Below are 20,084 nucleotides of genomic sequence, written 5' to 3' on the forward strand. Positions count from 1 at the left end.
AATGGATATCAGTGCGGGTTGGGATCTGGTGGTGATTGGTAGTGGGCCGGCGGGTGAAGCGGCGGCCATGCAGGCGACCAAGAAAGGCCTGCGGGTAGCCATTGTCGAAGACCAGACATCCCTGGGAGGTAACTGCACACACTGGGGGACCATTCCTTCAAAGGCGCTTCGTCATCTGGTACGCCAGGTGATTCGTACTCAGCGCAATCCTCTGCTGCGTGGCATTCTCAATCCCCGTGAAGTCCGTTGGCAGGATCTGATTGCCAGGACCCGCGAGGTCATCGATTCACAGGTCCAGGTGCGTACGGATTTCTATATCCGTAACCGGGTGACGGTGTTTGGTGGCCGAGGTGAGCTGCTTGGCAATAACGAGGTGAAGGTGGAAGACCGGGAAGGGCGGTTGCATCTGCTCAAAACCCGTAACGTTGTGATTGCTACAGGCTCAAGGCCCTATCATCCGGAGGATGTGGATTTCGAGCATCCCCGTGTCTACGACTCAGACACCATTCTCACCATGGACCATACCCCACGCCATATCATCATCTATGGGGCGGGGGTGATCGGATCGGAATATGCCTGCATCTTTACCGGCCTGGGAATCCGGGTTGACCTGGTCAATTCCCGGCAGCATCTACTGGATTTTCTGGATACGGAAATTTCCGATGCGCTCAGTTATCACCTGCGCGAGCAGGGCTGCACCATTCGTCAGGATGAGGAATACAAGCGGGTTGTTGCCGACGATGATGGTGTCACCCTGGAACTGAAGTCCGGCAAGAAACTGCGCGCCGATGCCTTGCTGTGGTGTAACGGTCGCTCCGGTAACACTCAGGACATGGGGCTGGACGCTGTCGGCCTTGAGCCCAACAACCGTGGGCAGTTACAGGTCAACGAGCGCTACCAGACCAGTGTGGAAGGTATTTATGCCGTCGGCGATTTGGTGGGTTGGCCCTCCCTGGCCAGCGCGTCCTATGACCAGGGCCGCTTCTGTGCGGCGGCCATTGCCGGCGATGACGTCCGGCAGGTGACCGACGTGCCTACCGGCATTTATACCATCCCGGGGATTAGCAGCGTGGGGCGCAACGAGCAGGAGCTCACCGACGCCAAGGTGCCCTATGAGGTCGGACAGGCCTTCTTCCGCAATCTGGCCCGGGCGCAGATTACCGGTGAGCGGGTAGGGATGCTGAAAATCCTGTTTCACCGGGAGACCCTGGCGGTGCTGGGCATCCATTGCTTCGGCTATCAGGCCATGGAAATCGTCCATGTGGGCCAGGCCATCATGCGCCAGCCCGGCGAACAGAACACGCTGGAGTACTTTATCGACACCACCTTCAACTACCCGACTATGGCGGAAGCTTATCGGGTGGCGGCGATCAACGGGATTAACCGGATCAGGCGGTGAGGTAATTAATAATGAATAGTGAATAATTAATAGCTGCGCGGATCAGTCTTCACTGAGCATCAAGGCAAGAGGCCGCGCTCAGCACTTGGGCGCGGCCTCTTGCGTTAATCTCCCCGCGCGTTATTAACTATTAATTCTTAACTATTAACTATCTTTGCTGTTTCCCCGCCTCCATAAAGAATTCCCTATTGCGTTGCCGTGACTGACTGCTTTTCCGTATCAGTACATAGGTGGCGCCGCTGCCGCCCTGGTTCTGGGGGGCGGAGTGGTAGGCGAGTACCAGATGACTCTCCTCGAGCCAGTGCATGACGTAGCTCTTCAGAAAGCCAGGACGCTCGCTGTGCACCCCTTTGCCGTGGCTTATCAGGACGGAACGCAGGCCCTGTTCGTGGGCTTTCATCAGAAAAGCCTGCACCCGGTCTCGGGCGTCCATCAAACGCACCCGATGCAGGTCCAGCAGGTCCTGGGCATCATACTTGCCCAGCCGCAATTTGCGGTATACGCCTTCCTGTACGCCGTTTTTCTTGACCCCGACAATATCGGTGGGGCCAATCCGGGGGACTTGTTCCGGCACGGTGAGGGGATTGCGGTCCTTACGGTCATCCATAACGGCGGCGCGGCGCAGTTGCTCGCGCAGGCTGTCTGGCCGCTTGGTCCGGGGTAGGTTTGCGCGATTATCCGGTTTGATCGGTGTCACATCCGCCATTTCCTGGCGGAACAGATCATCGTCATTGGTGGCCATGGAACTGCTCCACAAAACCCGTTAGTTCATGCTTGCATGGTACACAAAGCGGGCAGAAACTGGCAGTGAGACCCTTCCCGAGAGGTAGTTATGGAGCGACGACGTTTCCGCAGGCCTCGACTGAGACTGAATGTCCGGGCTTCCATCGATCGAAAGCCGGTGGGGCATATTCTCAATCTGACTGACGAGGGTCTGTGCCTGACCGGTCGTGGTTCGCCACCTCAGGGGAGCCAGTCACTGCTACTGCAACTGCCTTTACCTTTATCGGGTCATCGTGAACTGACAGTGATGGCGGAACCCCGTTGGCATGATTATTTGCCCAATGGACATTGGCGGGGTGGCTTCAAGCTTCTGGCGGATGAGAATACAGCTGCAGCACTGACCACTCTTGCCAGCCGTTACGGCGATAATTAGCCAAAAGGAGAGAGGGGCTTCATCCGTGAAGCCCGGTTTTCAGACCTGGAAGCGAATGCTCCCGAGATGGAACCTGTTTCAGTAAGGACGCGAATCGCGGCTTTCGCGCGAGTCACTTTTGTCCTCTGAATCGTGCCGATGACGTTTTGCATCACGTTTGCGACGTTCACGTTCAGCGCGCTTGTGTTCTTCGTTCCAATCGTCCGGTTCATAGTCATCAAAATGTCGACGACCCATGGTGCTACTCTCTTTACAGAATGAAAGGGGGTTCTCAGTGCTTTATATAGCACTAATCCGGCGAAGGGAGAAGTGTCCGGCACACCATTTGTTGGTGCGCCGGGCAGCGATTATCGACCGTAAGTCTGATCCAGGTAATTCAGAATGTCCGCGGATTCGAATAGTTCAGCGCCAGTATTGGGATCTACCAGGTAGGGAACGGCGATGCGGCCGGCTCGTTCCATCAGGGCGACCCGGTTACGCTGACGGGGCGCATAGTCATCAAGAAGACGCCGCCGCACCGGCGGTAGCACCCAGTCCTGCCATTGATCCCGGCCGCACTGACGAAGCAGGTAGGGAAGCTGAAGCTCGGTGAGGCGTTCGCGAACCAGGCGGGCGAAGGGACTGGCCTCAAAAGAGTAGAGTTCCAGTGCCTGTTCGGGCGCCTGGCTGTCCAGGGCGTGCAGGCCACGGGAGGCACGGGGCAGTGACGCGGACACCGCAGCGGCCGTGCGCAGGCTGCGTACCAGCCAGCGGCGCGGCGCTGGGCGGCCACCGTATTCCCGGTACAGGTAGTCGATGATATCGGCGGATTCGTACAGTGCGGCCCCGGTATTCGGGTCCATCAGATAGGGGAATTGCTGGCGTCCACTCAGGCGCTCCACCAGTGGGCGGTAACGCTCACCGCCCTTGGGGCAAGGGAAAATCAGCACATCCAGATCCAGATCCGTCAATGCTTCGCGAACCAGGCGGCAAAACGGGCAGCCTTCCATGTCATACAGTTCAAGGGGTTCCTGGGGCGTCTTGCGGTGGCCTTTGCTGGCAATGCCTCGACCCTGCTGCAGGGCGGAAGCGGCCAGGGAGCGCAGCACCTCGGTGTTATGGGACATAGCGAATTCTCCTGAAACGAATGTCCAGACCTTATCATCTCTCCAGTCCCTCGCATTGGCCCTCAAGACGCCTTGCATATCAAGCGGTTAACCACTGCCCGTTCCGCTCACCCTGGCTGTTAACTCCTGTCATTGAGTGACGGGCTCGGGTAGGGCAATCTCTGCGGTCTACATTTGGCCGGTACCTGTCACTTTGTTGCGAACCCATGCACTGACAGGTTCCGCCCTCCAAAACCCGTCAGCTGTGCTGACATCTGCCTGAGGCAAGAGGAAGGTTCCATGACCGAAGCCTATATTTACGATGCCATCCGTACTCCCCGTGGTCGGGGTAAAAAAGATGGTTCACTGCATACGGTGAAGCCGCTGGACCTGGTGGTCGGCCTGATCGATGAAGTGAAAGCCCGTTTCCCCAATATGGACACCAACCGTATTGATGATCTGTTGTTGGGCGTGGTTACCCCGGTGGGCGATCAGGGCGCCTGTATCGCCAAGACGGCAGCGCTGGCTGCGGGCCTGCCGGATACAGTGGCGGGTTACCAACTGAACCGTTTCTGCGCCTCCGGCCTGGAAGCGGTGAACACCGGTGCCCAGAAAGTGGCCTCCGGCTGGGATGACCTGATTCTGGCGGGTGGTGTGGAAGCCATGAGCCGGATTCCCATGGGCTCCGACGGCGGTGCCTGGGCCATGGATCCGGTCACTAACTACAAGACCGGTTTCGTCCCTCAAGGTATTGGTGCTGACCTGATTGCCACCATCGAAGGTTTTTCCCGCCGTGATGTGGATGAATTCGCCGCGGAATCTCAGGAGCGTGCTGCCACTGCCTGGGAAAAAGGCTACTTCGGCAAGTCCGTGGTACCGGTGAAAGACCTCAACGGCCTGACCGTACTGGATCGTGATGAGCACGTTCGCGCCGGCACTACTGCTGATGGGCTGGCAGGTCTGAATCCCTCTTTCGCCATGATGGGCGAAATGGGTGGTTTCGATGCGGTGGCGCTGCAGAAATACCACTGGCTGGAAAAAATCGATCACGTTCACCACGCCGGTAACTCCTCCGGCATCGTGGATGGCGCGTCATTGGTCGTGCTGGGTAACGAGCAGGTCGGCAAGAATTACGGCATGAAGGCCCGTGGCCGTATTGTCTGCACCGCCATCAGCGGTGCCGATCCGACCATCATGCTGACCGGCCCGGGCCCGGCCGCCAAGAAGGCGCTGGCCAAAGCCGGCCTCAAAACCAGCGACATCGATCTGTGGGAAATCAACGAAGCGTTTGCCGCCGTGGCCATGCGTTTCATGAAGGACATGGACATTACTCCGGATGTGACCAACGTGAATGGCGGTTCCATCGCCATGGGGCATCCGCTGGGGGCCACCGGTGCCATGATTCTGGGAACCGCGCTGGATGAACTCGAGCGTCGCGACAAGAAGTACGCGCTGTGCACCTTGTGTGTGGGCGGTGGCATGGGTATCGCCACCATCATTGAGCGTCTGTAAACCGCGTCGAACGAATTCGGAGAAAGAACATGAGTGAACAAACTGCAATCCGTTGGGAACAGGACGCGGACAACATCGTTACCCTGATTCTGGATGATCCCAATCAGTCCGCGAACACCATGAACGAGCTGTACGGCAAGTCCATGGCAGCCACCGTGGAGCGTCTGGAAAAAGAGAAAGACAACATTGCCGGTGTCATCATCACTTCCGCCAAGAAAACCTTCTTTGCCGGCGGTGATCTGCGTGACCTGCTCAAGGCAAAAAAGGAAGACGGCCAGGTTTTTCTGGATAACGTCACCGAGATCAAGCGTCAGCTGCGGGTGCTGGAAACCCTCGGCAAGCCGGTAGTGGCGGCGCTGAATGGCACCGCCCTGGGTGGCGGCCTGGAAATCGCCCTGGCCTGTCATCACCGTATCGCTATCAACGACAAATCCGCCCAGTTCGGTCTGCCGGAAGTGACCCTGGGTCTGCTCCCCGGTGGCGGCGGTGTCACCCGCGTGATTCGCATGCTGGGTATTCAGGATGGCCTGATGAAAGTGCTCATGCAGGGTCAGCGCATGAAAGCCGACAAGGCCCAGAAAACCGGGCTGATCGACGAGTTGGCCGCTGACCGTGACGAGATGCTGGCCAAGGCCCGCGAGTGGATCAAGGCCAATCCGAAAGCCCAGCAGCCCTGGGACCAGAAGGGTTACAAGATCCCCGGTGGTGACCCCAAGAACCCCAAGTTCGCCATGAACCTGCCGGCCTTCCCGGCCAATCTGAAAAAGCAGATCAAGGGCGCCAACTATCCGGCCCCGCTGGCGATCATGTCGGCGGCTGTGGAAGGGGCCCAGGTGGATTTCGATAATGCCTCCACCATTGAAGGTCGCTACTTTGTGTCTCTGGTTACCAGCCAGGTCGCCAAGAACATGATCACCGCCTTCTTCTTCAACCTGCAGGCGATCAACGCCGGTGCCAGCCGTCCCAAGGATGTGCCGAAATTCCGTGCCGAAAAAGTAGGCATCCTCGGCGCCGGCATGATGGGCGCGGGCATTGCCTACGTGACTGCTCGCAGCGGTGCCCAGGTGGTGCTGAAAGATATCTCCCAGGAAAACGCGGAGAAGGGCAAGGATTACTCCCGCAAGCTGCTCGACAAGGACATCTCCCGGGGCAAGATGACCGAAGAGAAGAAAGAGCAGATCCTGTCGCTGATCCATGCCACGGCAGATGCCAAGGATTTGGACGGGGTGGACTTCGTGATCGAGGCGGTGTTCGAGAGCACCGAACTGAAGCACAAGGTCTTCCAGGAAATCGAGGATGTGGTGAAGCCCGATGCGGTGCTGGGTTCCAACACCTCGTCTCTGCCGATTACCGGCCTGGCCAAGGGCGTGAAGAAGCAGGACAACTTCATCGGTATCCACTTCTTCAGCCCGGTGGATAAAATGCCACTGGTGGAAATTATTTCCGGCAAGGACACCAGCCCGGAAGCACTGGCGAAGACCTACGATTACTGCCAGCAGATCAAGAAGACCCCCATCGTGGTCAACGATGCGCGTGGTTTCTTCACCACCCGTGTCATCGGCACCTTCGCCAACGAAGGCATTGCCATGCTGGGTGAAGGTATCAATGCCCAGTCCATCGAGCAGGCCGCCATGCAGGCCGGTTACCCGGTAGGCACCCTGAACCTGATCGATGAGATCAACATGGAAACCGCCCTGAAAATCGGCAAGGCAGCCCGTGACGATGCCAAGCGTGAAGGTCAGGAGCTGCCGCCAGAGCATCCAGCAGAAGTGGTCATGAAGAAAATGGTCGAAGAGCTGGATCGTCCCGGTAAAGTCCAGGGCAAAGGCTTCTACGAGTACCCGGAAAACGGCAAGAAGCACCTGTGGTCAGGCTTGAAAGACGCCTTTGGTGGTGACAAGGAGATCCCGTTCGAAGATATCAAGGAGCGGATGATGTTCGTGGAAGCCATTGAAGCAGTGAAATGCTTTGATGAAGGCGTGATGGAGTCTGTTGCCGATGCCAACATCGGTTCCATCTTCGGTATTGGCTTCCCGGCCTGGACCGGTGGCGTGATCCAGTACATCAACCAGTACGAGGGCGGCCTGCGTGGTTTTGTGGCCCGTGCCCAGGAACTGGCCAAGTCCTACGGTGATCGCTTCAACCCGCCAGCTTCCCTGGTGGAGAAAGCGGAAAAGGACGAAATCTACAAGTAACGGTGGGTTTTGTCTGATAAGAAAACCCGGCTCTGTGCCGGGTTTTTTTATGTCTGTACGTTGCGCCGATACAGGGCTAGCGTGGCCCTACCCAGAAGTGCGGGTTACAGGCCACTTCCCACAGATGACCATCCGGGTCGGCAAAGTAGCCGGCGTAACCGCCCCAGTCGGTGGGCTGGCCTGGTTTGATCAGTTGTGCGCCGGCTTCCTGGGCCTGGGCCAGCAACTGGTCGACCTGTTGTGGGCTTTCCACATTGTGGGCCATGGCCACACCCCGAAAACCCTCACCGGATGCTGCAACGCCAGCATCAGCGGCAAGATCGTCATGGCCGAACAGGCCCAGCCAGGTGCCGTTCAATTCAAAGAACGCCACCGGCGCATCGTCAGGCATGGGGCGGCGGGGTAGGCCCAGGCCCTGTTCATAAAAACGGATCGCCGTGGTCAGGTCCCTGACGCCAAGGGTGATCATGCTGATCCGTGGTTCCATGAAAATCTCCTGTTTGTCGAGCACGCTGCCCTTTATGCTCAATACGGTATACCCAAGGGAGTACGTATGGAACTGGACCGCTTTGGTTGGCCCTCAGGGCCCACCCTCAACGTGCAGAGTTTGCCAACAGATTACCAGGAGCCGCCGCAACAGGATCTGGATGCGGTGCTGGACGGTCTGCACGAATACCAGCGGCGTCTGTTTGCCAATCGACGTCACGGGGTGCTCCTGGTGGTGCAAGGGCTGGATGCTGCCGGCAAGGACAGCCTGATTCGCACCCTGGCCAGGGCCATGGACCCGGCCGCGTTTCGGGTGCATGGGTTCAGTCGACCGCTGGGTGAAGAGGTGGATCATGATTTTCTCTGGCGAGTATGGCGCCACCTGCCGGCCCGCGGCGAAGTAGTGGCCTTCAATCGCAGCCATTACGAATCCGTGCTCGCTGAACGGTTGTGGCCGGTTACCGAACACAGCAGCGATGACTGGCCGCTCAAGTACGAGGCCATCAACGCCTTTGAGCAACACCTGCATCGGGAAGGGACCCGGATCATCAAGATCTGGCTGAATACCTCGCAGGAAGAACAGCGCCGCCGCCTGTTGAAACGACTGGACAAGCCGCGCAAGCGCTGGAAGTTCGATGCGGCTGATGTAGAAAGCTGGTTGGCCAGGGACGCCTACCTGTCTCTGGTGAACGAGACCCTGACGGCCACCCATACCCTGCATGCTCCCTGGCATCTGATTCCCAACGATAACAAGCAACAGGCCAGGGCGGCGGTGGCGCAATTGCTTTTGTCCACCCTGAAGGAACTGGCGCCTGAGTATCCCCAGGAAAATCCGCAGTGCATCGAGCACTATCGGCGTGTATTGACGCAACAGAATGATTGAGTCGCAGCGATGAACAGTGTGCTGACAATGGTGGCCGGGCTGGGGCTGTTCCTGTTTGCCATGCAGCTGGTGGAGCAGGCGGTGCAGACGCTGTTCAGCGAAAAGGCGTCCCACTGGCTGCAACGCTCCACCAATACCACCCTGAAAGGCGTGCTTGCCGGGGCCCTGGTTACCGCCGTGATGCAGAGCAGCTCCCTGGTCGGATTACTGGTTCTGGCCTTTGTGTCAGTGGGGATACTGCCGCTGCGTCATGCCATGGCGGTGATGCTGGGGGCCAACCTGGGCACCACGGTAACCGGCTGGTTGGTGACGTTGTTGGGTTTCAAGCTCTCGCTTTCCGCGATCAGCCTGCCTCTGGCCGGGGCCGGCGCTCTCTGCTATGTACTGCTGTCGAAAGGTGTGTGGCGTTCTGCGGGCTTGTTCCTGCTGGCTTTCGGCTTGCTGATCTTTGGCCTGGATACCATGAAGGTGGCCGTTGAAGGCGTCGGGCAGCGTTTCGATGTGAGCTGGCTACAGGGTTATCCGCCGCTGGTGTATCTGCTGGCCGGGGTACTGCTGACCGCCATCATCCAGTCCTCGTCGGCAGCCATGCTGATTACGTTATCGGCACTTAACGGGGGCTTGATTGCCTTGCCGGAAGCCCTGGCGCTGGTGATCGGTGCCGACCTGGGGACCACCAGTACCTTGTTGCTCGGAGCGATAAAGGGCTCCGTGCAGAAGAAACAGGTGGCGGCGTTTCATGTGTTTTATAACCTGGGAACGGCGCTGCTGGCCTTTTTCCTGATGATGCCGGTGTGGCCAGAGGTCTCTGGCTGGTTGGGTCTCAGTGATCCGCTATATGGCCTGGTGGCCTTCCATACCGGTTTCAATCTGGTCGGGATTGTGGTGTTCGCGCCGTTACTGGGTGCCATGGAGCGGAGTATTGAAAAGCATATTGGCAAGCGAGGACATCATGACCTGTTCGCCGATATCAGCCCGCAATCGGTGGAGCCGGCGTTGTTGGTGCTCGGCCGCGAGACTGACAGCCTCATCGAGCGGGTCAGGAACTATTGCCTTCACCCGCTCCAGGGGCGCTCCTTGTCTCGTTTCCTTGAGGAATACGGCCGGGTGACAGACATGGAAATGGAATTGGCTGACTATGCCAACCGGCTGGCTCAACAGCCCATGACCGAGGGGCAGGAACAGCGCCTGCGGCGTCTTCGCGCCCGGGTGCGTGAAGCGGTTTATGCCTTGAAGGCGCTGAAGGATGTGGCGGATGATCTGGCGCTTCTGGCAGCAAGCCGTGACCCCGGCCTGCAGGGGTTCAGTGAGCAGATCCTTCAGGCGCTGGAGCGACTCTATCAGGCATCACCCTGCGATGAGCTGGCGGCACAGCATCGCCTGGCCATGGAACAGCTTCAGCGCGACGCCTATTTACTGGTGGCAGATGCCCGTTTACGGGGGATCAGCGTGCTGAATCTGGCGCGGGAAGTGGATGAGAGTGGCCGCCACTGGTTGCGGAGTCTGGCTGTGATGGATGGCGATACCCTGTGAGGGCTGGCGTCAGGCTGACGCCCCGGTGGGGGAGAGGTTGCCGGTGGCTAACTGGCTGAAAGCCACTTCCAGCCAGCGTCGCAATTCACTGGGGCGCAGGGGCTTGGGCATCAAGGTCTCGCCGCCTGCGTCCAGGCATTGTTGCCGGTAGGCCTCGCTGTTGTTGCCGGAGATAAACAGAATGGGGGTCTGGCCATTCTGGTTGCGGATATCCCTGGCCACGCTGAATCCATCCAGTGTCGGTAGTTCCACGTCCAGGATCAGCAGGTCCACATTTCGCTGTCGGTAAAGACGTAGCGCTGCCTCACCGTCGGCGGCCAGCACATATTCATGGCCCAGCTCTTCGATGATACGGCAGATGATAAGACTGACAGCTTTATTGTCTTCGACAACGAGAACATTCATGAATGATTTTGTAACGTAACGGCGCGCTGATAACAAGGGTGAAAGACACGTCAAGGTAGTTTTTGTTATTTCAACGTACAATGGCGCGACCGGATCGGGTAAACACTATGTCAATTATGGCCAGTTTCTTTATTATTGGCGGTCCGGATTCCGGTCAGAGGATTCGAGATACAAGCCCGGCGGACAAGAATGCTGAACGGGTAACGATTTCAGGATACTGAAGAAGCGGTTCAACCGCTTTTTGGCATTGCCAATGGTGTGAGGGTGGCGGTCGATGTACCAGCGCAGAACAATCAATATCAATCGCGTAGTGAAGTTGCTCCAGGGGGCGGGCCGGTCCGGTGCCAGCATTCCCGATCTACTTGATCAGTGCGATATCCCCCGACAGTTGCTCGATGACCCGGACGGTACCATCGAGCGAGACACCTTTATCAAGATGATGCTGCTGATTATGCAGCAGACCCAGGACGAGTTTCTCGGTTTTGGCCAGGGTCGCAAATCAAAGCCCGGCACCTTTTCCATGATGGCCCACGCGGTGATCAATTGCCCGACCCTGGGGGCGGCCATCGAGCGGGGTATCCGCTTTTATGATCTGTTCGAGCTAAGCATGCATTCCCGGATAGAGCGGCACGGAGACATCGCCCGGCTGGTGGTAAAGGCTGACCCGCGCCTGGATTTTCGGGAAGTGATCATTGAGACGTCCCTTTTTGTCTGGCTGCGTTTTATGAGCTGGCTGGTGGGCAAGGCTATCGAGCCCCAGCTGGTGAAGCTGGATTACACCGATGTGAGGAACGATGAGGAACACCGTTTCCTGTTCGATTGCCCCATCGAGTACAGCGCCGACGAAAATGCGGTGAGTTTCCGTGCTGATTTTCTTGACCTGCCCCTGGTGCAAAACGAGCTGTCTCTTTCCAAGTTTCTCAAGGATTCCCTGGCTCAGTTGTTCGATGGCAATATCCACAATGTGGGGTTGCCGGCGCAAATCCGGGCGATCATCTCCAACGAATACGGCAACAGCTTCCCCGATTTCACGGAAATCTGCGGTAAACTCAACATGACGCCGCAAACCCTGCGCCGCCGGCTGAAAGAGGCCAATACCAGCTACCAGGAGATCAAGGACTCCATCCGCAAGGATGCGTCAGTCTATTACCTGTCCAAGCCGGATCTGAGCATCGATGAAATTGCCCTGTTGATGGGCTTCAGTGAAGCCAGCTCTTTCCACCGTGCCTTCAAAAAGTGGACGGGCAAGACCCCATCCAGCTTCCGTAAGGAGCATTTCGGCGTCAGTCATTAATCTGACCGATTACCAGGACCCGCAATGACAGTGCAAGACGCCAACACGGCCCGCCTGCTGGTAACCTGCCCGGACAAGCCGGGTATTATCAGCGCCGTCAGTACCTTTCTGTTCAACCACGGTGCCAACATCACCGATTTCGACCAGCACTCCAGCGATGCCCGGGGTGGCACTTTCTTTCTGCGCCTGGAATTCCAGACACCGGAGCTGGACTGCTCCCGGGAGGCGCTGCGCAACAATTTCGCCAGCCGGGTCGCTGAACCTTACGGCATGCAGTGGCAGATCAGCTATGCCAGCGAGAAAAAGCGCATGGCGGTGTTGGTATCACGCCATGACCACGTGATCATGGATTTGTTGTGGCGTACCTCGCGGGGCGACCTGCCGGCCACCATTCCAATGGTGATCAGCAATCATGATGATCTTCGCGGCGAAGTGGAGCGCTTCGGTATCGATTATCACCATATTCCGGTGAACGGCGATAACAAGGCCGAGGCGGAAGCCAAGGCGTTGGCGCTGTTGGAGGGCCAGGTAGACGTGATCGTGTTGGCCCGCTACATGCAGATTCTGAGCAGCGAGTTTGTTTCGCACCATCCGCACCGCATTATCAACATCCACCATTCCTTCCTGCCAGCCTTCGTGGGCGCCAACCCCTATCAGCAGGCCCACGATCGTGGCGTCAAACTGATCGGTGCCACCAGCCACTATGTGACAGAAGATCTGGATCAGGGGCCGATCATCGAGCAGAACGTGCAGCGGGTCAGCCATCGGCATTCCGCTGACGAGCTGAAGTCGCTGGGGCAGGACGTGGAACGGCAGGTAATGCTGCGCGCAGTTCGCTGGCACCTGGAAGACCGGGTCATCGTCGATGGCAACAAGACAGTGGTGTTTGTGAAGTAACCCCGGACACTGACGCCTGACGCCAAAAACTAAAATCGCACAGGCGTCAGGCGTCAGGTGGTCAGTTGCTATAACGCAGCCCGATCCCCAACGTGCCAAAGTTTTCGGATTCCAGTTGCGTGTGGCGGTAATCCGCAGTTACAGACAACTTATCCAGCACCGGGATTGCCAGGCCTACGCCGAGATAGGGCGCAATACCACTTTGACTATCGCTGCTAGGGGCTTCCGATAGCGACAACACGGTGTCGCCATTATTATCCAGCAGGGTGCGCTGCTGACGGTTCTCCAGCTCAAAATCGTAGATATAGGCGCCGCCTTTCAAGTATACCCAACGCCTGGTCTGCCACAGGAGCCCTACAGTGAAGCCATTGATCTCCAGCGAATCTTCTTCGTTGATGCGGACACTGCTGGCCCCGGCACCCTGTTCCGACACCGTTGGTGCTCTTACAAATTCACTGTCGATGGAATCCTTGCTCTGACGCAGGAAACCTGCCTCCAGTCCCAGACGGGAGTCACCACCCAGATCCACACTGTTGAGCCACATGCCAATGCGTATATTCAGCCCATCGGTGGTATCAAAGCCATAGGGGGCCAGGTCAGCACGTAGCATCTGCGCCTCGGCGTAGAAGTCCACATCTGGTGGCGCCAGTTCTTCCTCGGCATGAGCCAAAGAGACAAAAGGGGAGAGCAGGGCGGCGCCAAGGCCCAGAGTCAGCGGCAATATTGTTTTCATTATTGATCCAGCCGTTGTGATAAGGACAATGTAGAGCCTCAAAGAAGCTCCCATATTGTAACCAGCGCGAGACCAACATGCACAGTGACTTGCAGCACGCCCATGATGAAACCCTGCTGGGGTTGTGCCGACCCGGCTTCGAGAACGATCTGGCGGCGGAGCTGAACTACCATGCGGCGGAGCAGATGGTTGGCGGTTATCCGCGTACCGTCCCGGATAGCGGCTATGTGCTCTGGCACAGCCAACAGGGTTCCATGGCGGCACTGCTGGATAGTGGGCTGATTTTTGCCCGTAGCCTTAGCCTGGCCGAAGGGCAGTTCGTGGATATCGGCGATGACCGGATTGCTGAACTATGGCCACTGCTGAAGCAGGCGGCTCCTTTCAGTGAGGTGTTTCTGGAACATCCGGACACCAATGACGGTCGTGAAATGCAGCGCTTTCTGCGCGGCTTTCGCAAGGCGCTGGAGCCACGTCTGAAAAAGGCTGGTCTGTTGAAACCCGGTGCCCGCCAACGGCTGCACCTGTTCTTCAGTGATTCCCACAATGGCTGGGTGACCAGCAGCCCGACCGCTATCCCACTTGCTGAAGGCGGGGTGCGACGGCTGAAATTGCCGGCTGAAGCACCCAGCCGCTCCGCGCTCAAGGTTGAAGAGGCGCTGATCCGTTTTTTTGGCAGCACGGACGGCCTCACAGCAAAAACCGCTGTGGATCTGGGCGCTGCCCCGGGCGGCTGGAGCTGGCAACTGGCCCGCCGTGGCATCAAGGTGCAGGCGGTGGATCACGGTAAACTGGATACCCGCCTGATGGATGAATATCCGGTGGAGCATATCCACGGTGATGCCTTCACCTGGCGGCCCCGTAGCAGTGTGGACCTGGTGGTTTGCGATGTGGTGGACAAGCCGGCGCGCACCCTGCAGCAAATGGAAAAATGGCTCACCCAGGGTTGGTCCAGAGCGGCCCTGTTCAATCTCAAGCTACCCATGAAGCGTCGTTTCCAGGAGGCATGGCAATTGCTCGAGAAACTGACCGTTGCCATGGAGCGTCACGAGAATCTGGGCGTGCCCGAGATCAAGGCGGCCCAGCTTTACTATGATCGTGAGGAAATTACCGTGTGGGCTGCGTTCCACCGGGACTATTGATCATGCCCACAACCCGTGCCACCCCGGCACTCTTTGCCACCCTGGGTATGCTGTACTTTGCCCAGGGTCTGCCGGCCGGCTTGTTGGGTAAGTCCATGCCGGCCCTGGCCAGGGATGCAGGCCTGTCACCGGAATGGATCGGCCTGCTGGCGCTACCGGCGTTGCCCTGGGCGCTGAAATTTCTCTGGGCACCTTGGGTAGACCGCTGGGGCAGTGGCAAACCCAATCACCGCAAGCGATGGATTCTGGCCTGCGTATTTGCCGTGATGGTGGTGCTGGCCATCACCGCACTGTTCCCCCGGGAATGGCTGTTCGGCCCGGGCTTTGTGCTGCTGGTGGCGCTGCTGTTCCTGCTCAACCTGTTCAGTGCCACCCAGGATATCGCCACCGACGGTCTGGCTACGCGCTTGTTAACGCCGGACCTGCGTGGGCTGGGCAACAGCATCCAGGTCAATGGCTACAAGATCGGCATGATTTTGGGTAGTGGTGCGTTACTGATTTTGGTCGGTCGCTGGGGTTGGCAGGGCACCATGGCGTGCATGATCATCGCCTTGATGCTGGTTGCCCTGGTGGCCTGGCGATTCCGGGAGCCGCCAGAACCGGTGAAGCCCCGCCGGCCGGTTACCTTGCGCTGGTGGCGGCGGCAACTGACGTTATTCTGGTGGCGACCGCAAATGGCGGTCTGGTTGCTCATTCTGCTGGGTTACAAGGTTGGCGATGGATTCGGTTCCCGTATGATCAAACCCTTTCTGGTAGATCGGCAGTGGAGCCTGGAAGGCATTGGGCACCTGGATCTGGTGTCTTCCCTGGTGGGGCTGGCCGGGGCCGCGTTGGCAGGCGTGCTGATGATGAGGATGTCGCGCAAACTGGCCCTGTTCGGTTTTGCCGGCTTGCAGGCCGTGTCCTTTCTTGGCTGGTGGATGGTGGCCAGCAGCCCGGCGGATCACTGGATCTGGCCGGTGGCCCTGTTCGAGCAATTCGCCGACGGCCTTTCCACCGTCGCCCTGTTTGTACTGATGATGGACTATTGCCGCAGCGGCCACGAGGGCAGTGACTACACCATGCAGGCCTCGGTGCAGTTGTTTGCGGTGGGAGCCTTCACCCTGGCCAGCGGCTTCAGTGTGGCCTGGCTGGGCTATGCCAGCCACTTCTTGCTGGCTGCGATTCTCTGCACAGCCGTTATAATGGCCGCCTTTTTCTGGCAAGCGCCCATTGATGGCAACGCAAAAAAGGTAACTCCATGAGCCACGACGCCCAGCACCACCTCGATGCCACCGGCCTGCTGTGTCCGGAACCGGTGATGATGTTGCACAACAAGGTGCGCGACATGGCCCCAGGCGAGGTCCTGGAAGTGCGCGCCACCGACCCGTCCACCGAACGGGATATTCCCAAGTTCTGCCAGTTTCTTGGCCATACCTTGTTGGGGCAGGCGCAGGAAGGGGAGCTTTGGGTTTATTGGATACGGAAAAAGCAGTGAACAGTTAATAGTTAACAGTGAATAGTTGCGCGCCCAAGCGCATTGAAAGTTGAACGCAAAGAGGCCGCGTCCATGGCTTGGACGCGGCCTCTTTGCGTTGTGGATTCACTCACGGATCAATCCGCGTAGCTTTTCACTATTCACTGTTAACGATTAACTGCATTTTCAACTCCTTGCCAGCATGGCCACCGCCGCCAGTGCTTCCGGGTCGCGTTCTTTCAGTTTGTTGGCGATGCCGTGCTGAAAGAAGTAGCGGAAGTCCGGCAATTGTTGCGCCTGGATCAGGCATTTGGCGCCGGGTAGTACCGGGGTTTCCATGGTGCCGCTTTCATCGGCCACCATAGCGGCCAGGGTGCCGTCTGCGGTCAGCCGCCAGCTCACCACTTCCATCAGGCTGATGGTGTGAAAATCATCCTCGGAAAATACTGCGTGAGTGCCGATGGTATCGGGGATTTCCTGAATCATCTGTTGGCCGGGCTGGGGTTTGCCAAAGAAGCCCAGTGCCGCATCCAGCTCCTGTACCTTGTGCTCGGGAGCCTCAACGAACAGGTAGTCGCTTTCCGGCAGCCGGTAGCCTTCCCAGCGGCCGTTCAGAGGATCTGCCAGCGCCATGGCGGTCACCGGTTCTTTCAGCCAGGGAACCATGGCCACGGTATCGCCATTGGCGAGACGAGCCCAGGCCAGGATTTTCAGGGAGAAGAGTTTATCGGGGTGGTGGTCGTTGGCGTACAACAGCTCAATGCCATCGTATTCCGGGGAAAGACGCAAAATGGGGGGCTGTGCCGCTTTGCGGCGTGGAGAGAAAGGAACCACATTGTTCCCGCCAGGGTGTTGCCGGTGAGCCTGAGTCATGGGCACCTCCCGGTACAAGTCCTTGGCGCCGCCAGCCCGACACACAGTGTTCGTTCTGCACGGCCCGTTAATTCACGTTAGCCTGTACGAGGCGGCCATGCAAGCCGGTGCAGAAAGCAATTGATAGTTGATAATGGATAATTGATAGCTGCGCGGTTTTGGTACTGAGGTGGCTCGCCGCGAAGGTGCCCGCGGGTCGGGGTGGCGTAGCCTGTAGGCCTGAACGCGGTTGACTTGTGGTTCGGCGTTATCCCCTTTTAATGTTCATTTCATCCAGGAGGCGGGTGTGCAGTGTGAGTATTATTTTGCCTATGGCTCGAATATGAATCCGGCCCGCATGGCGGTACGGGGCATGCAGTATCGGGAGTCCATGGCGGCGCGGCTTGAAGGGTGGGCGCTGGCATTTAACAAGCGGGCCCATGGCAAGCAGGGCATTGCCTACGCCAACATTGTGCCGACCAATGATGTGGTGGAAGGGGTGTTGTACCGCTTGCGCGATCATCGGGAAATCGAGCGGATGGACCCCTATGAAGGGCACCCGGTCCGTTACCGGCGTGAATGCATGCCGGTGCTGACAGGTGCGGGTGAAGTGCCGACCTGGGTTTATATTGCCAATGCAGACTGGCAGGCGGAAAACCTGAAGCCGGAGCGCTGGTACCTCAACCATCTGTTGAGCGGGCGCCCCTGGTTGACCGACAGTTATTACCGAAGGCTGTTGCAGGTGCCGGTATTTGAAACGTAGGCGGGCGGCTGCCGAGAAGATGCCGGACAGTATCGTAGGGTGGATTAGCCTAAGCGTAATCCACCTGCTGCCTGACTGGGCAACCTGTCATCACGCCAAAACGATGGTGGATTACGCCCAGGCTAATCCACCCTACGGGAGACGCGGGACAGGGATGATGTCAGGTGGTTGGTGACAAGGTTTGCTGCATCCGCCAGCGCAGTCGCCAGCCTAGCAGAATGGCCGCCACGGTCAGGCCGGCGACCAGGCCGATCCAGAAGCCGGCCGGGCCCATGGGCTCGCCGAACCAGTGGGTCAGGCCCAGGCCGTAACCCAGTGGCAGGCCTACACCCCAGTAGGCGAACAGGGTCATGATCATCGGCCAGGCAGTGTCTTCGAAGCCGCGCAGGCAGCCGTTGGCGCAGACCTGCAGGGCGTCGGATACCTGGTATAACGCTGCGAACAGCAACAGATAGGTGGCCAGTTCGATCACGTCCCGGTTATTGGTATAGATATGGGGGATCCAGCTTCTTGCCAGGACCAGCGCCGCTGCTGCCGTCACCCCCACCACGGTGGTGATACACAGTGCCACCTGCACCGCATGTCGCAGTCCCGGCTCGTCGTGGCGTCCCCTGGCATGACCCACCCGGACCGAGGCGGCCAGGGAAAAGCTGAGCGGCACCATGAAAATCAGCGAGGTGAAATTCAGGGCGATCTGGTGGCTGGCCACGATCTGTGCGCCCAGGCTGCCAATCAACAGGGCAATCACGGCAAAGATGCTGACCTCGAAAAAGATCGACAACCCCACCGGCAGGCCCAGGCGCAGCATGTACCCCAGGCTGGCCATTTCAAAATGGCGCCGGCGCAGATTGAGCGGGGCGTGCTGGTACACCGGGTGGCGGTGGGTATAAAACAGCATCATCAGCGCCATGGACCACATCACCAGGGAGGTGGCCCAGCCACAGCCCACACCGCCCATGGCAGGAAAGCCCAGCTTGCCGTAAATCAGCACATAGTTACTGGGAATATTGATCAGCAGCCCGATCACGCTGAACAGCAGCACCGGGCGGGTGTGATTCATGGATTCCGTGTAGCTGCGCATGGCCAGCATCAGGGCGGCACCGGGCATGCCCCAGCTGAGCGCATCCAGATAGCCGCTGACCAGCGGGCGAATGGCCGGGTCCACATCCATCCATACCAGTACCGGGGCGATGCTGCGCAGGATCAGGGCGCAGAGAATCCCCAGCCCCAGGCCCAGCCAGATGCCCTGCTGGGCGAGCGGGTTGATGCGATGGTAAGCTTCGCCGCCGAGATGGCGGGAGAGAATCGGGGTGGCGCTCATCAGCACGCCGGTCATGAACAGAAACAGGGGCACCCAGATACTGGCGCCCACCGCCACTGCGGCCAGATCATTGGCACTGACTCTCCCTGCCATCATGGTATCCACAAAGCCATTGGCGGTCTGGGCCAACTGGCCGCCGAGAATGGGCAGGGCAAGTGTGAGCTGGGCGACGAGCTCCTGACGACGGGATGACATAGGCGCGACGAATCTTATGGGTGATCTTGGCGGTAAACCACAGGGCCAAACAAAGGCGGCTACCATACCGCAAAGCGCTGTCCGGGGGCACCGTAGCGAGGACCTGGACAGACTGTTTAGGGCCACTTTTTTTCATTCCCACACCACTGTGCTGGAAGGTGGCGCGGACGAGCCTGTATATCGTCCGGGCAACCCCCATCGTATCTGTTATACCCGCGATTATTTCCGCAGCGCCCTGCACGAAATCGCCCACTGGTGCGTGGCGGGTTCGGCGCGGCGTCAGCAGGAAGATTATGGCTACTGGTATGCCCCGGACGGACGCAATGCCGAGCAGCAGGCGCAGTTCACCCGGGTAGAAGTGTTGCCCCAGGCTTATGAGGCGCTTTTCTGCGCTGCCTGCGGCCATCCGTTCCGGGTGTCATTGGATAACCTGAATGGGGATGCGGGGGATGAGAGGGACTTTGCAATGAAGGTGCATGACAAGGCGCGCTCCTTGGTAAAAAACGGCCTTCCCGAACGCCCCCGACTCTGGTGTCAGACCCTGGCAGATTTCTACGGTCGCACGTCTATTTCCCTGGAGGAGGGGCTTGGCGAGGTTTTTGATTGCCCTTGATCAGTGGAGTGGAGCGTTTCAGTTAACAGTGAATAGTGAACAGTTAACAGCGACGCGACCGGGCTTTTCTTGTGCTGAAACGAAAGAGGCCGCGCTCAAATTGTGGGCGCGGCCTCTTTCGTTTCTGAATGTGCTGACCCTTGGCGCGAGCTGTTAACTGTTAACTA

General features: G+C 58.5%; 20 protein-coding genes. 13 read left to right on the forward strand and 7 right to left on the reverse strand.

The features are described 5' to 3' along the window. The first annotated feature begins 1 nt into the window (after nucleotide 1). On the forward strand, nucleotides 2-1,399 hold the full coding sequence (gene sthA / locus Q0Y02_RS13210) for a Si-specific NAD(P)(+) transhydrogenase (protein ID WP_297769280.1): 1,398 nt from the start codon (nucleotides 2-4) through the stop codon (nucleotides 1,397-1,399). 148 nt (nucleotides 1,400-1,547) lie between these two features. On the opposite strand, the gene smrA is transcribed toward sthA, so the two are convergent. Then, nucleotides 1,548-2,141: a DNA endonuclease SmrA gene (gene smrA, locus Q0Y02_RS13215; protein WP_297769283.1), complete on the reverse strand. Its 594-nt coding sequence runs from the start codon at nucleotides 2,139-2,141 to the stop codon at nucleotides 1,548-1,550. 90 nt (nucleotides 2,142-2,231) lie between these two features. On the opposite strand from smrA, the gene Q0Y02_RS13220 reads away from it, so the two are divergent. Further along, nucleotides 2,232-2,555: a hypothetical protein gene (locus Q0Y02_RS13220; RefSeq protein WP_297769286.1), complete on the forward strand. Its 324-nt coding sequence runs from the start codon at nucleotides 2,232-2,234 to the stop codon at nucleotides 2,553-2,555. Between the two features lie 347 nt (nucleotides 2,556-2,902). Here Q0Y02_RS13220 and Q0Y02_RS13225 read toward each other — a convergent pair whose 3' ends face one another. Continuing rightward, nucleotides 2,903-3,661 (reverse strand): glutathione S-transferase N-terminal domain-containing protein, encoded by a 759-nt coding sequence (locus Q0Y02_RS13225; RefSeq protein WP_297769288.1) that lies wholly within the window; start codon nucleotides 3,659-3,661, stop codon nucleotides 2,903-2,905. Nucleotides 3,662-3,940: 279 nt separating this feature from the next. Here Q0Y02_RS13225 and Q0Y02_RS13230 point away from each other — a divergent pair, with 279 nt between their 5' ends. Then, complete coding sequence (locus Q0Y02_RS13230; RefSeq protein WP_297769292.1) at nucleotides 3,941-5,152, forward strand: acetyl-CoA C-acetyltransferase; 1,212 nt, start codon at nucleotides 3,941-3,943, stop codon at nucleotides 5,150-5,152. Nucleotides 5,153-5,181: 29 nt separating this feature from the next. Further along, a complete protein-coding gene (locus tag Q0Y02_RS13235; protein ID WP_297769294.1) occupies nucleotides 5,182-7,347 on the forward strand; it encodes a 3-hydroxyacyl-CoA dehydrogenase NAD-binding domain-containing protein in 2,166 nt (721 codons plus the stop codon). 76 nt (nucleotides 7,348-7,423) lie between these two features. Here Q0Y02_RS13235 and Q0Y02_RS13240 read toward each other — a convergent pair whose 3' ends face one another. Further along, nucleotides 7,424-7,834, reverse strand: a complete 411-nt coding sequence (locus tag Q0Y02_RS13240) for a VOC family protein (protein ID WP_297769297.1) — start codon at nucleotides 7,832-7,834, stop codon at nucleotides 7,424-7,426. A 66-nt stretch (nucleotides 7,835-7,900) separates the two neighbouring features. Between Q0Y02_RS13240 and Q0Y02_RS13245 the strand changes: the two genes are divergently transcribed. Both Q0Y02_RS13245 and Q0Y02_RS13250 read left to right on the forward strand, forming a co-directional pair. Continuing rightward, nucleotides 7,901-8,716, forward strand: coding sequence for a PPK2 family polyphosphate kinase (locus Q0Y02_RS13245; RefSeq protein WP_297769300.1), 816 nt, complete (start codon nucleotides 7,901-7,903; stop codon nucleotides 8,714-8,716). 9 nt (nucleotides 8,717-8,725) lie between these two features. Beyond that, on the forward strand, nucleotides 8,726-10,249 hold the full coding sequence (locus Q0Y02_RS13250) for a Na/Pi symporter (protein ID WP_297769302.1): 1,524 nt from the start codon (nucleotides 8,726-8,728) through the stop codon (nucleotides 10,247-10,249). Nucleotides 10,250-10,258: 9 nt separating this feature from the next. Here the strand turns inward: Q0Y02_RS13250 and Q0Y02_RS13255 are convergent, their stop codons facing one another. Further along, nucleotides 10,259-10,654, reverse strand: a complete 396-nt coding sequence (locus Q0Y02_RS13255) for a response regulator (RefSeq protein WP_297769306.1) — start codon at nucleotides 10,652-10,654, stop codon at nucleotides 10,259-10,261. A gap of 274 nt (nucleotides 10,655-10,928) precedes the next feature. On the opposite strand from Q0Y02_RS13255, the gene Q0Y02_RS13260 reads away from it, so the two are divergent. Both Q0Y02_RS13260 and purU read left to right on the forward strand, forming a co-directional pair. Further along, the gene (locus Q0Y02_RS13260) at nucleotides 10,929-11,948 is read left to right on the forward strand and encodes an AraC family transcriptional regulator (protein WP_273009443.1); all 1,020 of its coding nucleotides are present in this window, start codon (nucleotides 10,929-10,931) and stop codon (nucleotides 11,946-11,948) included. Between the two features lie 24 nt (nucleotides 11,949-11,972). Continuing rightward, nucleotides 11,973-12,845 (forward strand): formyltetrahydrofolate deformylase, encoded by an 873-nt coding sequence (gene purU / locus Q0Y02_RS13265; RefSeq protein ID WP_273009441.1) that lies wholly within the window; start codon nucleotides 11,973-11,975, stop codon nucleotides 12,843-12,845. Nucleotides 12,846-12,906: 61 nt separating this feature from the next. Here the strand turns inward: purU and Q0Y02_RS13270 are convergent, their stop codons facing one another. Beyond that, nucleotides 12,907-13,578 carry an outer membrane beta-barrel protein gene (locus Q0Y02_RS13270; RefSeq protein WP_297769311.1) on the reverse strand — a complete coding sequence of 224 codons (672 nt, stop codon included), beginning with the start codon at nucleotides 13,576-13,578 and terminating at the stop codon, nucleotides 12,907-12,909. 77 nt (nucleotides 13,579-13,655) lie between these two features. Between Q0Y02_RS13270 and rlmM the strand changes: the two genes are divergently transcribed. From rlmM to tusA, 3 genes are read left to right on the forward strand one after another with little or no spacing between them, the layout of a single operon-like run. Beyond that, nucleotides 13,656-14,717: a 23S rRNA (cytidine(2498)-2'-O)-methyltransferase RlmM gene (gene rlmM, locus Q0Y02_RS13275; protein WP_297769313.1), complete on the forward strand. Its 1,062-nt coding sequence runs from the start codon at nucleotides 13,656-13,658 to the stop codon at nucleotides 14,715-14,717. A 2-nt stretch (nucleotides 14,718-14,719) separates the two neighbouring features. Further along, the gene (locus Q0Y02_RS13280; protein ID WP_297769315.1) at nucleotides 14,720-15,961 is read left to right on the forward strand and encodes an MFS transporter; all 1,242 of its coding nucleotides are present in this window, start codon (nucleotides 14,720-14,722) and stop codon (nucleotides 15,959-15,961) included. Beyond that, nucleotides 15,958-16,194, forward strand: coding sequence for a sulfurtransferase TusA (gene tusA / locus Q0Y02_RS13285; RefSeq protein WP_297769318.1), 237 nt, complete (start codon nucleotides 15,958-15,960; stop codon nucleotides 16,192-16,194). Before Q0Y02_RS13280 ends, tusA begins: the two co-directional genes overlap by 4 nt. Before the next feature lie 165 nt (nucleotides 16,195-16,359). Here the strand turns inward: tusA and Q0Y02_RS13290 are convergent, their stop codons facing one another. Further along, a complete protein-coding gene (locus tag Q0Y02_RS13290; protein WP_297769321.1) occupies nucleotides 16,360-17,046 on the reverse strand; it encodes a hypothetical protein in 687 nt (228 codons plus the stop codon). Between the two features lie 286 nt (nucleotides 17,047-17,332). Here Q0Y02_RS13290 and Q0Y02_RS13295 point away from each other — a divergent pair, with 286 nt between their 5' ends. Further along, the gene (locus Q0Y02_RS13295; protein ID WP_297769324.1) at nucleotides 17,333-17,788 is read left to right on the forward strand and encodes a gamma-glutamylcyclotransferase family protein; all 456 of its coding nucleotides are present in this window, start codon (nucleotides 17,333-17,335) and stop codon (nucleotides 17,786-17,788) included. A gap of 160 nt (nucleotides 17,789-17,948) precedes the next feature. On the opposite strand, the gene Q0Y02_RS13300 is transcribed toward Q0Y02_RS13295, so the two are convergent. Continuing rightward, on the reverse strand, nucleotides 17,949-19,304 hold the full coding sequence (locus tag Q0Y02_RS13300) for an MATE family efflux transporter (RefSeq protein ID WP_297769327.1): 1,356 nt from the start codon (nucleotides 19,302-19,304) through the stop codon (nucleotides 17,949-17,951). Between the two features lie 112 nt (nucleotides 19,305-19,416). Between Q0Y02_RS13300 and Q0Y02_RS13305 the strand changes: the two genes are divergently transcribed. Further along, complete coding sequence (locus tag Q0Y02_RS13305) at nucleotides 19,417-19,917, forward strand: elongation factor P hydroxylase (RefSeq protein ID WP_366516926.1); 501 nt, start codon at nucleotides 19,417-19,419, stop codon at nucleotides 19,915-19,917. Nucleotides 19,918-20,084 lie beyond the last annotated feature (167 nt).

Source organism: uncultured Alcanivorax sp., from assembly GCF_947258575.1.
In the GTDB taxonomy this organism is placed as follows: Bacteria; Pseudomonadota; Gammaproteobacteria; order Pseudomonadales; family Alcanivoracaceae; genus Alcanivorax.